Raw genomic sequence first — 14,338 nt, forward strand, 5'->3', positions numbered from 1 at the left:
TCAAAAAAGCCCGGAGGCAACGCCTCCGGGCTTTTTTATGGCCGTCTGCCAGCAATTTAGTAAAACCTTTGCAAAGGGGGCGGTGCACGTTACTTCAGAAATATTTAAAAGCTCAAACGCTGCATAAAAATTCAGACCGCCCACAGCACCGTGATTTCTGCCGAAAATTGTTTTTTGGCATAAGAAGACGACGTATCCTTGCACTCTGAAAAATCATCTTTGAAGAGCCCATCAAAGCACCACAATCCAGCCGCACTGTGAGCCCATAGTGCTGATTTTCTGCCCTCCCGGCCAAAGTACCTCCACTGGCCTTTGAAACTGACAGCTACGTTTCACGTGCAAGGCATGTTTTTTGCTTATCAACAGCGCAAGACCTTATATGGTCAATTTTGCCGCTACTGCCTTCCGCACTGCCAAAGCAGCGCTGGAAGCGCCAAGCATAAGGAGAAAGCCGGTGGAACTGGAATTCCGTTTTCGTAATAATGACATGGGGCCGCTGTTTCCAACATTTCAGGAAAGGGTCAATGCTATGCTGCCCGCGCAAAAAGCGGAACCTGCGGCTGCCACATCTGCCGCGCATGAACTTGAGCCCCCAGTTACAGAAACACCGCATATGCTCAATAATGAAGAAATGACCCAGGCTCTTGCTCAGGTGGAAGACGAAGCCGCCCAGCACAGCCAGGAAATGATACAGGCTCACTCTGGCCTGAATGAGCAGCGTGTGGCGCGCCTTTTGGGCTTGCTCGACTAGGGACTTTTCAAATAATTCTTTTGTCCAACTGGCTGCGACAAAAGGCCATTTTTTACTCCCGTCCTGTACCGCAAAAGTACACTTCTTTCGTAAAAAAGCCTTTTCCTTGCCCTTGGCGCAAAATCAATTATTTAAAAACAGCCCCCTCTAGGATTTATGTATGCGGTTAAATTCCGCAACGGGCATGCTTTAATCTTTGAGAATGTGCATTCTCAAAACTAATCTGCTCCAGGATTGTTTTCAAATGGCAGATATGCCCGGCTGAACACAATAGCAGAACCAACCAGATTGCAGACGCCCTGCGAGCTGCCGCTGCACGGGCCTTCCAATCTGGCTCCGCTGCAACCGTCCACTTTTTGACGTCCTGCTTTCTTTTTTTATAAAACGCAAAACCGCCTTTGGCCCTGCTGCAACGCAAGGGCCAAAGGCGGTTTTTCATTACAAATATGCAGTGACCCCAGATTGGCAGACCACATGGGGCCGCAGGCAGCACAGACTGAACAACCCAGGCCTGCCAGGGCATGGATGCGTGGGAAAATTCACATCTGCCTACCAAGGCTACGCCGAAAGCGCCGTTGTACGCCACTACAAATCCTGTAAGAGAACAAAGCCGCGGCGTTGCCGAAAGTCTATACCTCCAGACTCAGTCCGACAGGGCAGTGGTCCGAACCATAGACGTCATTTTCAATCCAGGCATTGCGGATGGCGGGCACGAGTTCCTGTGAGACGAAAAAGTAGTCGATGCGCCAGCCAATGTTCTTTTCACGCGCGCGGCTCTTGTACGACCACCACGAATACTTCTCGGGCGCGTCGCCGTGTACATGACGGAAGGTGTCCACATAACCCATAGCCGTAAAGCGGTCCAGAAAGGCGCGCTCTTGGGGCAGAAACCCCGTATTCTTCTCATTGGGCTTGGGTCGGGCCAGATCTATGGGCCGATGCGCTATATTGAAATCGCCGCAAACCACAATGGGTTTTGTCTTGCGGCATTCTTCCGCATAGGCCAGAAAAGCTTCGAAGTACCCCATCTTGTAAGGCACGCGCTTGAATGCCCCAGTGGGCTTGCCGTTTTCATCCAGCTCTTCGGCTCCTCCATTGGGAAAATAACCATTGAAAAAATGAAAGGCCGGGTATTCCAGATGTAGCAGACGGCCTTCGCCCTGATATTCAGGCTGCGGCAATTCCGCGCTGCTGTTCAGAAAGGGCGTGCGGCTGTAAACGGCCACACCGGAATACCCTTTTTTTACAACACTGGACGACCAGCATGATTCCCAGCCCGCGGGGTCGCGCACAGTCTCGTCCAGCTGCTCCGGGTGTGCCTTGGTTTCTTGCAGGGCAACCACATCCGCATCAGTCTGCGTGAACCAGTCCCATTCCGCCTTGGCGGACACAGCCCGCAAACCGTTAACATTCCAGGATACGAGTTTGAGCAGCATAAAACCTCCTCATGCAGCATAGCCTCGCGGACCTTTGCCTGCAAGGCCCCGGCGGTCCGGGCGCGTTGTTGCTGATTGCCTAAACGGAAGCTTTGCTGTAGTAATGAAGGTGGGTTGCATCACGCAGCGTCGGGCTTTCCGGCGCATATACCCATCGAAATTTAGGAGTCGCTTCATGGAAATTCTGCCCATCCGCCGCGCCATATTGAGCGTCACGGACAAAAGCGGCCTTGTGGAATTCGCCACCTTTCTGACCACCCGTGGTGTGGAGCTTATTTCCACCGGCGGTACCCAGAAGGTGCTGGAGGCGGCGGGTCTGCCCGTCACCGCGGTAAGTACGGTAACCGGCTTTCCCGAAATTCTCGGTGGCCGGGTAAAAACCCTGCACCCCAAGATTCACGCAGGCATTTTGGCCAACAAGGACGAAGAGTCCCACATGCAGACCCTGACCGAAAAGGGCATTCGCCCCTTTGATATGGTTTGCGTCAATCTTTACAACTTTGCAGGTGCTGTGGAGCGTCAGCTCTCGCTTGAAGAGGCCGTGGAGGAAATTGACATCGGCGGCCCCTGTATGCTGCGTGCGGCTGCCAAGAACTTCCACAGTATTCTTGTGTTGCCTTCGCCCCAGTGGTACCCCACTGCGATGGACGAAATGCGTACGCATGAAAACGGCGTGAGTCTGGAATTTCGCCAGATCATGGCGTCACGCGCCTTTGAGGCCACTTCACGCTACGACGCGCTCATCACGTCCTACCTTCGCCCGTAACCGTCATTTTTCGGGGCGGCCTGGCCGCCCCGTTTTTTTCTGTGCCACAACCGCCAGCATCAACTGATCCGGCCCGCCGGATATCCGAAGACATACGCCCGTCAGGAGACGACCATTCCAAAACCAGAAGGCAACGTACAAGGGCTGAAACCGAGCCAGCTTGCCGCCCTCAACCGCTTGTTCAACCGCCGTTTTCCGGCGGAAGACGTTTACACGGTTGAGCAGGCGCGTGAACTGGCGCTGCTTTCACGCGCCATAGGACGGCAGGTAGGCCTGCTCATAGACCGCAAAGGCCGTGTGCAAATGGTCATTGTGGGCGAGGCTGGCAGCATCATGATTCCTGAACTGCCCAGAGGCCGCAGCGGCAATGAACGCCTGCGCGGTCTGCGTCTTTTGCACACGCATCTGACCCCCGGCGGCATCAGTCAGGAAGACCTTATGGACATGCTCTTCCTGCGGCTAGACGCCGTTGTCGCCCTTACGGTCAACCCCGTGGGCGATCCTGTGCAGTGGCAGGCGGCGCATCTTTTGCCCTCAAGCGTCAACGGCCAAGCCTATCAGCTCGACCAGCCCCGCCCCTGGGACCGCACAACGGCCCAGATGGTAGACACGGCTGAAGCTCTGGAAGAAGAGCTGTCCCGTCAGGCTGAAGACGCTCAGGAAGCCGACGGTACTCCACGTGCCCTGCTGGTTTCCGTGGCTGCCCTGCCCCGCATCATTCAGGAACGCAATCTGGATGAGCTGGGCGAACTGGCCCGCACCGCTGGTCTGACCGTGGCCGGGCGGATGGTGCAGCGTGTAACTCAGGTGAATCCGCGTCTTATAATGGGCCGCGGCAAGGTCGCGGAACTTGAAGTGCTGGCCCTGCAAGGCCGTGCGGGCATGCTGATTTTTGACGGTGAGCTTTCGCCCTCGCAACTGCACAATCTGGCAGACATCACCGAGCGCAAGGTTGTGGACCGCACCCAGCTCATTCTTGATATTTTTGCCCAACACGCCGTAAGCCGCGCTGGCAAACTGCAGGTGGAGCTGGCCCAGTTGCGCTACACCCAGCCACGCCTCGTAGGTAAAAACCGGGCTATGGACCGCCTTATGGGCGGCATTGGCGGGCGCGGCCCCGGTGAAACCAAGCTTGAGACCGACCGCCGCAAAATTCGCGACAGAATGGCCCGCATCCGCAAAGAGCTTGACCAGCTGCGCAAGCAGCGCTCCTTTACCAGAGCGCGCCGTTCACGCCAGGGCATCCCCTTGGCCGCGCTTGTGGGCTATACCAACGCGGGCAAGTCAACACTGCTCAACACGCTCACCCGCTCTGAAGTGCTGGCGGAAAACAAACTTTTCGCCACACTTGATCCCACCACGCGGCGGCTGCGTTTTCCTGCCGAAAAAGAGCTTATTCTGGCTGACACTGTCGGGTTTATCCGCAATCTGCCCAAGGAGCTCATGGACGCCTTTCGCGCCACCCTTGAGGAACTGGAGGCAGCACAACTGCTCCTGCATGTGGCTGACGCCTCGCATCCCGACCTTTTGCAGCAGATCAGCGCAGTTGAAACCATATTGACCGAAATGGAGCTTGACCGTGTGCCGCGCCTGCTCATTCTCAACAAATGGGATCAACTGGAAGCGCCCGCCCGTGCGGAAATGGCCGACGCTTTTCCTCATGCCCTGCCCATTACCGCCAAAACTGGTGAAGGCTGCAAGGCCCTGCTGGAAGAGCTTGAAATGCGCCTGTTGCACGAGGCCACCAATATTGTGGAAGAAATTCCATATTGCCTCAATTGAGCAACGCCTGCCCACACAGCCGGACCAGAGCATTTTACCGTGAACTGCTTTGTGAGTGAGGAGCCCCTTTTGCAAAAGAGGTTCCTCATTCGCGTTTTCTTCTTCAATACATTCTTTTCATTTCAGTACATTACAGAAGTCTTCCTGACATAAGGCAGTGTTTCTGAAGGCCGTGTCTTTCAGGCGTGCCTCGGCCGCGAAGTAGCTTTGCTCAAAACAGTGCTGAAACCATATATATTTTTATGACAAGAAAGCCCGCATGCCAAAGCATGCGGGCTTTCTGCAAATCCTTATTTTCTACGCGCTGAAAACGCTATAATTTTAATCGCCTGGAGAAGATTAGCGTTAAAGTTCTCTAGATCTTGGTCACGCTCTGGTTGTCGCCAGCCATAGTGTCCTGGCCTGGAGCAGGTTTTTCCGGTGCGGGCTGCGGCTTTGGCTCGCTCGGCGCGGCAGGAGCAGCAGGAGCGCTTTTTCCAGCAGCATACTGGCGAGCCGTGCTTTCCATAACAGCCTGCCCCACCACCAGCCACTTGCCGTCAATCTTGCGCAGGGCAAGCCAGCTTGTCATACGGGCCGGGGTAGTTATCTGGGCAACGGCAGCGTCAGAGCCGATTTCCGTAACCTTGGCGTTGTTCAGGCTTTCCGGCACCCAGGGGCAATTGGGAGTTTCAGCCTGGCGGCACTGGGCCATAAGTTCGCCCGTGCTGACGCCACGATTGAAGTGGTTGTGCAGGCGTGCTTCCATATCCACAATGCTGCCCAGCAGTTCGTCCATACCACCAATGCCCAGCGAACGGCCAAGACTGTCCAGAAGGCCCAGAGGTGCTTCTTCCTTGGTCATGTTCTTTATGTCGTTGTTGGCAAAGCTTTTGAGATCCATGCCCGCCAGAAACGCTGCGCTGTCATTCTTTTTCAAAGCCTCGGCCATACCGTTGAGCGCTTTTTGCGGCCCGGAAGATACGCAGGCTGCCACCAGGGCCGCCAGCACCAGCAGCACTGAAAAATAACGAAAAGGACGACGGGACAATTTCATACATACCTCTTGGCAAATCTATAATATTTCAACCTTGAGAATTTACATTCACAACGCTTTCAACACGTCCACTCCGGCGCGTAACACCATGAATAACTGGCGGTTATTCCTCAGGGGGAAACGTTTGCTCACGCAGTTTCCTGCACAATTTTAAAATAAAATTGCTCCAGGTGCGCGCCAGACTGCGCCAGTAGTGGTTCTGGTACACCGCAACCTTCTTATAGCCCTTCACGTTCGTTAATGCAAAGGGGGCACCTGGCGGCTACAGGGCTTTTTTTCCTCACGGCCTTCTGCTACACATTTGCCACGCGCTCCACACGGCATTGAGCCTGAGGTGCAGCGTCAGGAGGCATTTACATGAAAGTCATTATTATGTGTGGCGGCAAGGGTACGCGCTTGCGCGAGGAAACCTCGGTCAAACCCAAGCCTATGGTCGAGATCGGTGGACGGCCCGTGCTGTGGCACATCATGTCCATTTATGCCCGCTTCGGCTTCAAGGACTTTGTGCTGCCCCTAGGCTACAAAGGCCAGGTCATAAAGCAGTATTTTCATGACTACAATATCCGTAACACGGATTTCACTGTGGACCTGAAAAACGGGGCCATCACCACTTATCCCAGCCATATTGAAGATTGGCGCGTCACGCTGTGCGACACTGGCGAGGATACCCTCAAGGGGGGCCGCCTCAAACGCGTGGCCAAGTATATTGACACAGACAGTTTCATGGTCACTTATGGTGACGGCGTGGCGGATATCGACCTGAACAAGCTGATCGAGTTCCACAAGCAGTCCGGCACCATCGGCACCTTTACGGGAGTACGCATGCCCTCACGCTTCGGCACAGTGCGTACCGACGACCAGGGCAAGATTCTCTCTTGGGAAGAAAAGCCTGTGCTGGACGAATACATCAACTGCGGCTTTTTTGTCTTTAAACGCGAGTTCCTCGACTATCTTACTGAAGACGAAAGCTGCGACCTGGAAAAAGAACCCCTGCAAAGGCTTGCGGCGGAAGGACAGCTTTCAATGTATCCGCACCCCGGCCAGTGGCAGTGCATGGACACATTGCGCGACTCCATAAAACTCAATGAACTTTGGGATTCCGGACGCGCGTTCTGGGTGTAAACCCGCACTTTGATGTCACGCGCGGCAAGGCGGAACGGTGCGTTATCGCACCAACAGCCGCCTTGCCGCGCTGCAACCTTTTCTGAAGGAGCAAATTCATGTTTGCCAACGCATATAAAGGGCGCCGGGTCTTCGTGACCGGGCACACGGGCTTTAAAGGCTCCTGGCTGGCAGCATGGCTGAGCCAGATGGGCGCTGTCGTAGGCGGCTTTTCCGACGATGTGCCCACAGAACCTTCACACTATGGCGCAATGAATCTGGGCACGCACCTTGAAGCCGACCTGCGTGGCGACATTCGCGACCGTGACGCTCTTGTGCGGGCCGTGCGCCAGTTCCGCCCGGATGCGGTCTTTCACCTTGCTGCCCAGGCTCTGGTGCGCAAGTCCTATGACGATCCGGCTCTCACGTTTGAAGCCAACATGATGGGCACGCTCAACATGCTGGAAGCCGTGCGCGCCTGCCCCGACGTAGGCGCAGTGGTCATGATTACTTCAGACAAGTGCTATCGTAATGACGAATGGGTGTGGGGCTACCGCGAAACCGACCATCTTGGCGGTCACGACCCCTACTCCGCTTCCAAAAGCTGCGCCGAAATTATCGCGCACTCCTACTTTGAAAGTTTCTTCAAGGACGGCCCTGCCTGCGCCACCGTACGCGCGGGCAACGTCATCGGCGGTGGCGACTGGGCGCTTGACCGCATCGTGCCTGACTGCGCCCGTGCATGGGCGGCAGGCCAGCCTGTGCAGATTCGCAGCCCCTGGGCCACCCGCCCCTGGCAGTTGGTACTGGAACCCCTTTCGGGTTACCTGTGGCTGGGTGCGCGGCTTCTGCTGGGCCAGAACAGCCCCTTTGATCTGCGCGGGCAGGCATACAACTTCGGCCCCGCAGCGGATGTGAACAACACCGTGGCCGAGGTGGTGGAAGCCCTGGCTGTCCACTGGCCCGGATTCAACAGCGAAATGGACAAGGCCGGACAGGCTGGCATGAAAGAATGCACCCTGCTCAAGCTTTGCTGCGACAAGGCTTTGGCCCATCTTGGCTGGAAGGCCACGCTCAACTTTGAAGAAACCATCCGCTACACTGCGGAATGGTACCATTGCTTCTATCAGGGGGTAGGCGGCAAAAAACCGCAGAACATGCTGGACTTCACGCTGGGTCAGATTGCGGCATACGTAAACGCCGCCGAACAGCGCGGGCAGGTGTGGGTAAAGTAATGGCCGTCACGGAAACTGTTGCGCAAGACGTGGGCATCGAAGGCGCATTGCTGCAACCCCTGGCTGTCATTCCCACGCCGGGGGGCCCGGTGATGCACATGCTGCGTCCCGATTCTGCGCTGTTGCCGGACTTTCACCAGTGCTTCGGCGAAATCTATTTTTCCGAAGTTCTGCCCGGCCACGTCAAAGCGTGGAAGCGCCATTGCCGCCAGGTGCAGCATTTTGCAGTTCCCTCCGGCCTGCTGCGCATCGTTCTCTACGACGACCGGGAAAATTCCCCTACCCGGGGAGTATTGTGCGAACTGGCCCTCGGCAGACCGGACAACTACGCCCTGCTGCGCATTCCCACAGGCGTATGGTACGGATTTGCGGCAATGGGCGACACACCCGCACTTATCTGTAACTGTGCGGATATTCCCCACGACCCGACAGAAGGGCAGCGCCTGCCTGAAAATGATCCCACCGTACCCTACACGTGGGAGCTGGGCGAAGTATAGCGCCGGACAGGCAGCCCACAGCATTGCATCGGGACAATAATGCTTTCTCTATGCGCTGCTTCCAGCTGACATTTTATCAAAACAAAAAAAGCGGCCCTTTTCATGACGGAGGTGTACCCAGGTACCCGACCGGAAGGAAAGGGCCGCTTTGACGTTACTGTCAGGAAAAGATTGGCAACAGCTCAAGATTTGGCATCTGTTGAGCTGGCTGAACGTCCCATTGATCTTCAGCAAGGTCACGCACAATGCCGTAAAGCTGCCCTCGGGCAACAACACTTGTTAGGACTTCGGCAGCAGAAGCTCCTGTGTGTAAAAAATGCAGTCACGGCAGGACGTCTCGACCGAATGGCGCCGTCCCCACTGCTGGTGAAGGTAAGCTCAGGTGTATGAGGGCACTCAACGCAAGCAGGAGTACGTGGTGGACGCACAAGATTGCGCAGTGTGCATGCACAAAAATTTACCATCAGGCAAACACTAACGGGGGTTACCGCGTTACCGAAAAGCATATCTGTATCAGGGTGAGTAGCATCCTCCCCGTACGGGTTGCTCCTGTTTTTAATCTGCAAGACACATGAACTCGCGCCGCAGTGCACTCAGCATATCGGCGACGTAAAAATGGATTTATTTGATCTGATGGCAGAAACGATGAAGTCCATAGTTTTTTTTACGCGTGAGATTTTTTTTGATTCCGCGTCAGCCTGTATCCAGAATTTTCTTTCTATCCACCGCTCAGGCAACACAGGAACAAGTTCTGCCTCTTCACGCGCCATAAAAAACGGCAGCACGCCTATGCCTATTCCTGCTTTTATGGCGCTCATCTGGCCAAGCACAGTTGAACTTCTGAAGCCGGTTTGCGCTGAAGGATAGATTTCTTCAATGAATCTCAGTTCCTGATCATAGAGCAGATCGTCAATGTACCCAATCAACTTGTGTTGCTTCAGGTCTGAAAGCTCTTTGATAGCACATGATGTATTTATGTAATGCGCGCTCGCAAATAATCCCAATTTGTAGTCCGTTATATTTTCACTAACAATCTTTTTTGCACCTGGTTTTTTGACTGTTATAATAATATCAACTTCGCGCTTTGATAAACTGTAATAAAAAGGCACTGAAACAAGTTCAACCTCAAGCAGGGGATTTTGCGTTTGTAAAAGCTTCAATTTTTGCGCAAGAAAACAATTTCCCAACCCGTCTGGGCATCCGATACGTATTTTACCTGAAACCTGACCATCGGCGTGGGAAACGCAATCCTGAAATTTCAGCGCGGCCCGCTCCAATTCTTCAGCAATGGGGAGTAGTTTTTCACCGGCGTGGGTAGCCAGGCACCCTCTTTCTGTTCTGATAAAGAGCTCCGCGCCCAGTGCAGCTTCCAGTGCAGATATGCGCCTGGAGACAGTGCAATGAGTGACATGAAGCTGCTGTGCGGCTGCAACAAACGAGCTTGTTCGGCTTACAGAAAGAAAAAACCTGATATCGTCCCAATTTGGATTCATCTTTTCCTCTATGGCAGATCTACTTAGTAATAGTTCACATTCCCAAAAGATCAGCTGGGGGAGAATCTGACAACACCGGACAGCTGATAATTTATGAACATCAAATTTTAATTATTTCGCGTAGACTGATAATTTTTGATAAGCTACTGGTAAAAAATTCCAATTCATAACACCGGGTAGCCACGTGGAAAAATTCTTGCTGATCAGTTTTTTTGTCGGAACAGGTGTTCTTTTCAGGCGCTTGCCTGCATTTCCCAAAGAAACGGCCCAGGCTCTCAATATGTTCGCGCTTTATGTGGCGCTGCCCGCTGTAATTCTATTAAAAGTTCCGCAGATCAGTTTTACGCCCGATATGATATTGCCTGCAACTCTGCCCTGGACAATGCTTTTGCTCTCGGTCGCAATGGTTTGGTGCGGCAGCAGGCTGCTTCACTGGGAAAAGCCTGTAACAGGAGTACTGCTGCTTATTGTCCCCATCGGGAACACCGCTTTTATGGGGGTTCCCATGATAAAAACTTTTTTTGGCGATCAGGGCATTCCTCCGCTGATTATCTATGACCAGTTGGGAACCATGCCCATATTTGCAATTTATGGCTCTGCGGTTCTTGCCCTGTACAGCAGCGGCGCAAAAATTAAAATAATGAAAATTGTAGAACGCGCAGTGCTGTTTCCGCCGACCCTTGCCCTGATTGCAGGGCTGGTTTTTCGATCTACGCCATATCCGAACTTTGTAATGAATAGTCTTGAAGCGTTGTCGGAAATGCTGATTCCACTTGTAATGACAGCCATAGGCTTTCAACTGAAAGTTCGCCTCAGCCCCCGGATATTACACCCGCTGTTGTACGGCCTGACAGTCAAACTTGCGGCAGCCCCCCTGATTGCATTACTGGCATGCCGCCTGCTTGGCTTACACGACCTGACTGCAAATGTTGCCATCTTTGAAGCTGGCATGCCCCCAATGGTTACCGCCGGGGCGCTTGCGATGGCAGCCGGGTTGGCTCCCGAACTGGCGGCCGCAACCGTCAGCCTGGGCATGTTGCTCTCTTTTTTATCGTTGCCCGCGCTTTACTGGATTATTGATTCGACCAGCTTTTAATTTTCATATAACTATCCATGCGGTAGTGCTCCAAGTACTTAGTACAACTGCTGCCATAGCACAGGCGCTTTTCATTTATGCCACGCATTTTTTCAGCCGTTAATTCAGGCTTTATTTCTGCTTTGCAGACGCAAACTTTCCGCCTTCTTCCTCACACCGAACTGCCGCATTTCAGACAGAATCAGGCCAGCCAGAGTCAAAGCTGTGCCCAGTCCTGCCATCCAGGTGATCTTTTCACGAAGTATAAGGGCGGCAGTAATGACCGTCACAACGGGCACGAGATAAATATACACACTGCTTTGCACAGCCCCCAGACGTTTGATGGCAAATGTCCAGGCCACGAAACACATAGCCGATGCGCCAAGCCCCAGAAAAACAATATTGCTCCAGTTCACAAAAGCCCCAAAGCGGCCCACCCCCCAATGAAAATCCATAAGCGGCAAGCACGGCAGCATGAATACCAGGCCATAGAAAAAGCAACGGCGCGTTACCTGAAGGCTGTTATAGCCGAAAGCCAGTATCTTTCTGGTAAATATGGAATAAAACGACCAGGCAAGACCAGCCAGCACCGCCAGCAGGTCGCCCAAAGGGTTAAGGTGCAACTCGGTGCTGCCGCTGAAGCTAATAAGCCCTATCCCTACAATGGCTGCTGCAAAGCCCAGAAAGAAATTGAGCCCTGGCTTCTCAGCTTTCAACAGCCAGAGTGACAGCAAGGCCGTAAAAAACGGCGACACTGCCACAATAACGCCTACATTTGATGCAAATGTTTGCGTAAGAGCGATATTTTCCAGCAAAAAATAGAGCGTCACTCCGGCAAGCCCGGCCCCGGCAAATAGCCATTCCTGTTTTTTTTCCGTGAGTTTCAACATTCTGGGACAAGCCAGCCACAACGCGGCAAAGCCCAGAATGAAACGGAAAAAAAGGATTTCAATGGGGTTAAAATCGCGCAGCAGCACTTTGGTGGAAATGAAGGTAGTGCCCCACACAAGAATGCAGAACAGGGCCGCAAGATGACCAGCCAGAGCTTTTTTATCAGACATGAGACCGTGGGGGGTTAGGGGTATGGATAGCGCAAACAAATGACAGATTACCATCGGCATGCATGAAACCCTATGCCATCTGGAGCTGGTCAACGCTGAAATACTTCAATCTCAACGCAGTCGTTTGCCGAAAAATACTGTTTTCAACTGAATCCACGCCGTGCTACGCCGCGTGGCACTCGCATGCAACGCCAGACTGTAAACTTTTCAAAGCTTAAAGGCTCTGATTAAAGAGCCTCCTGGAAACGCACGGTTATTTCGTTTGGCAAAGCGCGATTTTTTTTGAAGCATGAGTGGACTCTTCCGTCCTCGACTGTTTCCAAAAAAATGAAGCAACGCAGCCAAATGGAATAATCAGCGTTTCCCTAAAAAGCGCTGAAACTGCAGCCCACCACAACATTATGTCATGGTGGGCCATATCGAGTGATGGGCGTTCAGGCTGATCCGCGCTGAAAGGCTTTTACCCTGCCAGCAAACGGCTCGCCCCCGCCGAAAAATTATTTGCCTGCGCTGTCTGCCATGCCCAATGCCACAAGACGTTCAAGCAACTGGCCGAAGTCCAGCCCAATGGTTCTGGCTTCACGCGGCACAAGGCTGGTGGCCGTCATGCCAGGCAAGGTATTTACTTCCAGAAGCGTAAGGCTGTTGTCTGACCCAAGGATGAAATCTGCCCGGCTGTAGCCCCTGAGACCAAGGACCTTGTGTGCAGCCAGCGTCAATTCCTGCACGCGGGCTGTAAGAGCCTCGCCAATGGGCGCAGGGCATATTTCACGGGCGCCGTCCTGCGCATATTTGCTTTCATAGTCAAAAAAATCGCCGGCCACAGGCTCGATAAGAATGGGTGGCAGCGGCTCTTCGCCCAAAATGCCGCAAGTCACTTCCCGGCCTTGCAGAACAGGCTCCATAATAACCTCTTCCCCAGCAGCGAATATTTGGCCCATGATGTCGTCAAGTTCGGCGCGATTGGTAGCGCGGCCAAGACGCAGTGAAGAGCCGCCCGTATTGCTTTTGACAAAAAGAGGATACGGCAAACTTGGCTGCCAGTCTTTTTCTGGCGGTACAGGCACAAATTCCCAGTCGGCAGTAGGCAGCTCGGCCAGACGGAACAACTGCTTGGCTGCGCATTTATTGAGCGCCAAAAAAGAACCTGCCGGGCCGGACCCCTGATATGGACAGCCCACGCGATCAAGCATGGCCTGCACAAGGCCGTCTTCACCGGGGGCGCCGTGCAGGTTGATGAGGGCAAAGTCGTGCTTGCGGGCTTCATCCAGCAAACTGTTGAAGTCGGCAAGAAGATCAAAGAACGTAACCTGATGACCGCGTGCCTCCAGAGCAGGAACCATAGCTCGCGCGCCGTTCAGTGATACCTGTCGCTCAGGGGACCAGCCGCCCGCAATCAAAAGAATCTTCATTCAGTGTCCACCCCAGTTGCGCCGCAAGGGCGCTTTCAATATTTTTTCCCTGGTGAAAAGCGGCATAAATGCCTTCGCGCGCAGCCTCGCTGTGCCCGTAGCGGCCAAGCAGGTCGTCGTACCGCTCTTCAAGGCTGACGCAGGAATCGTGCCGGACCCTTTTGTCAGCGTACATCACGAAAAAAGGCAGAGCGCAGATCCCGCTACCTTCGGGCAGCGCCCACGGCCACCAGACGTGCAGCATAACGCCCTGTGCAATGGCGTAATTGCCCGTTTCCGCTACGGCCCAGGCTGCGCCCACCTGCGCATGGCTGCCGCCGTGGCGAACACAGTAGGTTTTGGCGATGTCATGCAGCAATCCACCAGCGCGCACCTCGCCCACATTGACGTCAAACCCCAATTCCGCAGCTCTCGCAGCCAGAGACGTGGCAATATGGGCCACAAGCGTGGAGTGACGGCGAATATTGGGCAGCATGTCGTACTTGTCCCACAGGGCAAAACAGGCTGCATCTGTGGGCACAAGATTTTCAGAACGGCACAGACCGGGCAATCTTGGAAGATCGGCCAGGGGGCGAGCTGCCTTTGCTGTGGAGGTATCAGGCTGCGATGAACATTTCATGGGGAAAGTATGCCACCCGACGGACGGGATGGCAAGAAAGGCCGCCTGCAGCATGCATGCTGCAGGCACATAAA

14 protein-coding genes are annotated in these 14,338 nt (G+C 54.0%); 7 read left to right on the plus strand and 7 right to left on the minus strand.

What is annotated here, in order from left to right; all coding sequences use genetic code 11:
• Nucleotides 1-379: 379 nt before the first annotated feature.
• Nucleotides 380-751 (plus strand): pseudouridine synthase, encoded by a 372-nt coding sequence (locus tag QM579_RS09135; protein WP_414998855.1) that lies wholly within the window; start codon nt 380-382, stop codon nt 749-751.
• A 166-nt stretch (nt 752-917) separates the two neighbouring features.
• Here the strand turns inward: QM579_RS09135 and QM579_RS09140 are convergent, their stop codons facing one another.
• Both QM579_RS09140 and QM579_RS09145 read right to left on the minus strand, forming a co-directional pair.
• The gene (locus QM579_RS09140) at nt 918-1,190 is read right to left on the minus strand and encodes a hypothetical protein (protein ID WP_414998856.1); all 273 of its coding nucleotides are present in this window, start codon (nt 1,188-1,190) and stop codon (nt 918-920) included.
• A gap of 190 nt (nt 1,191-1,380) precedes the next feature.
• Nucleotides 1,381-2,187, minus strand: a complete 807-nt coding sequence (locus QM579_RS09145) for an exodeoxyribonuclease III (RefSeq protein WP_414998857.1) — start codon at nt 2,185-2,187, stop codon at nt 1,381-1,383.
• A gap of 175 nt (nt 2,188-2,362) precedes the next feature.
• Between QM579_RS09145 and QM579_RS09150 the strand changes: the two genes are divergently transcribed.
• Both QM579_RS09150 and hflX read left to right on the plus strand, forming a co-directional pair.
• Nucleotides 2,363-2,953 carry an IMP cyclohydrolase gene (locus tag QM579_RS09150; RefSeq protein WP_414998858.1) on the plus strand — a complete coding sequence of 197 codons (591 nt, stop codon included), beginning with the start codon at nt 2,363-2,365 and terminating at the stop codon, nt 2,951-2,953.
• A 255-nt stretch (nt 2,954-3,208) separates the two neighbouring features.
• On the plus strand, nt 3,209-4,735 hold the full coding sequence (gene hflX / locus QM579_RS09155) for a GTPase HflX (protein ID WP_414998868.1): 1,527 nt from the start codon (nt 3,209-3,211) through the stop codon (nt 4,733-4,735).
• 355 nt (nt 4,736-5,090) lie between these two features.
• On the opposite strand, the gene QM579_RS09160 is transcribed toward hflX, so the two are convergent.
• Entirely contained in the window at nt 5,091-5,771 is a 681-nt protein-coding gene (locus QM579_RS09160) for a hypothetical protein (protein ID WP_414998859.1), read from the minus strand.
• Nucleotides 5,772-6,128: 357 nt separating this feature from the next.
• Between QM579_RS09160 and rfbF the strand changes: the two genes are divergently transcribed.
• The 3 genes from rfbF (at nt 6,129) to QM579_RS09175 (ending at nt 8,604) form a co-directional block, all read left to right on the plus strand.
• Entirely contained in the window at nt 6,129-6,893 is a 765-nt protein-coding gene (gene rfbF, locus QM579_RS09165) for a glucose-1-phosphate cytidylyltransferase (RefSeq protein WP_414998860.1), read from the plus strand.
• A gap of 98 nt (nt 6,894-6,991) precedes the next feature.
• On the plus strand, nt 6,992-8,107 hold the full coding sequence (rfbG, locus tag QM579_RS09170; protein ID WP_414998861.1) for a CDP-glucose 4,6-dehydratase: 1,116 nt from the start codon (nt 6,992-6,994) through the stop codon (nt 8,105-8,107).
• Nucleotides 8,107-8,604: a dTDP-4-dehydrorhamnose 3,5-epimerase gene (locus QM579_RS09175; RefSeq protein WP_414998862.1), complete on the plus strand. Its 498-nt coding sequence runs from the start codon at nt 8,107-8,109 to the stop codon at nt 8,602-8,604. Before rfbG ends, QM579_RS09175 begins: the two co-directional genes overlap by 1 nt.
• A gap of 593 nt (nt 8,605-9,197) precedes the next feature.
• Here QM579_RS09175 and QM579_RS09180 read toward each other — a convergent pair.
• The gene (locus tag QM579_RS09180; RefSeq protein ID WP_414998863.1) at nt 9,198-10,097 is read right to left on the minus strand and encodes a LysR family transcriptional regulator; all 900 of its coding nucleotides are present in this window, start codon (nt 10,095-10,097) and stop codon (nt 9,198-9,200) included.
• A gap of 184 nt (nt 10,098-10,281) precedes the next feature.
• On the opposite strand from QM579_RS09180, the gene QM579_RS09185 reads away from it, so the two are divergent.
• Nucleotides 10,282-11,193 carry an AEC family transporter gene (locus QM579_RS09185; RefSeq protein ID WP_414998864.1) on the plus strand — a complete coding sequence of 304 codons (912 nt, stop codon included), beginning with the start codon at nt 10,282-10,284 and terminating at the stop codon, nt 11,191-11,193.
• A 104-nt stretch (nt 11,194-11,297) separates the two neighbouring features.
• On the opposite strand, the gene QM579_RS09190 is transcribed toward QM579_RS09185, so the two are convergent.
• The 3 genes from QM579_RS09190 to QM579_RS09200 form a co-directional block, all read right to left on the minus strand.
• Complete coding sequence (locus QM579_RS09190; RefSeq protein WP_414998865.1) at nt 11,298-12,233, minus strand: DMT family transporter; 936 nt, start codon at nt 12,231-12,233, stop codon at nt 11,298-11,300.
• Nucleotides 12,234-12,730: 497 nt separating this feature from the next.
• Nucleotides 12,731-13,645 carry a D-alanine--D-alanine ligase family protein gene (locus QM579_RS09195; protein ID WP_414998866.1) on the minus strand — a complete coding sequence of 305 codons (915 nt, stop codon included), beginning with the start codon at nt 13,643-13,645 and terminating at the stop codon, nt 12,731-12,733.
• The gene (locus QM579_RS09200; protein ID WP_414998867.1) at nt 13,608-14,264 is read right to left on the minus strand and encodes an HDIG domain-containing metalloprotein; all 657 of its coding nucleotides are present in this window, start codon (nt 14,262-14,264) and stop codon (nt 13,608-13,610) included. Before QM579_RS09200 ends, QM579_RS09195 begins: the two co-directional genes overlap by 38 nt.
• Nucleotides 14,265-14,338: the final 74 nt, after the last annotated feature.

The sequence above is a fragment of the Desulfovibrio sp. genome, from assembly GCF_047607245.1.
GTDB lineage: Bacteria > Desulfobacterota > Desulfovibrionia > Desulfovibrionales > Desulfovibrionaceae > Desulfovibrio.

Coding starts and splice junctions, on each gene's coding strand:
- QM579_RS09135 (WP_414998855.1), top strand. CDS start 380: ATGGTCAATTTTGCCGCTACTGCCTTCCGCACTGCCAAAGCAGCGCTG.
- QM579_RS09175 (WP_414998862.1), top strand. CDS start 8,107: ATGGCCGTCACGGAAACTGTTGCGCAAGACGTGGGCATCGAAGGCGCA.
- QM579_RS09160 (WP_414998859.1), bottom strand. CDS start 5,771: ATGAAATTGTCCCGTCGTCCTTTTCGTTATTTTTCAGTGCTGCTGGTG.
- QM579_RS09200 (WP_414998867.1), bottom strand. CDS start 14,264: ATGAAATGTTCATCGCAGCCTGATACCTCCACAGCAAAGGCAGCTCGC.
- QM579_RS09150 (WP_414998858.1), top strand. CDS start 2,363: ATGGAAATTCTGCCCATCCGCCGCGCCATATTGAGCGTCACGGACAAA.
- QM579_RS09145 (WP_414998857.1), bottom strand. CDS start 2,187: ATGCTGCTCAAACTCGTATCCTGGAATGTTAACGGTTTGCGGGCTGTG.
- QM579_RS09140 (WP_414998856.1), bottom strand. CDS start 1,190: ATGAAAAACCGCCTTTGGCCCTTGCGTTGCAGCAGGGCCAAAGGCGGT.
- QM579_RS09195 (WP_414998866.1), bottom strand. CDS start 13,645: ATGAAGATTCTTTTGATTGCGGGCGGCTGGTCCCCTGAGCGACAGGTA.
- QM579_RS09180 (WP_414998863.1), bottom strand. CDS start 10,097: ATGAATCCAAATTGGGACGATATCAGGTTTTTTCTTTCTGTAAGCCGA.
- QM579_RS09190 (WP_414998865.1), bottom strand. CDS start 12,233: ATGTCTGATAAAAAAGCTCTGGCTGGTCATCTTGCGGCCCTGTTCTGC.
- rfbG (WP_414998861.1), top strand. CDS start 6,992: ATGTTTGCCAACGCATATAAAGGGCGCCGGGTCTTCGTGACCGGGCAC.
- rfbF (WP_414998860.1), top strand. CDS start 6,129: ATGAAAGTCATTATTATGTGTGGCGGCAAGGGTACGCGCTTGCGCGAG.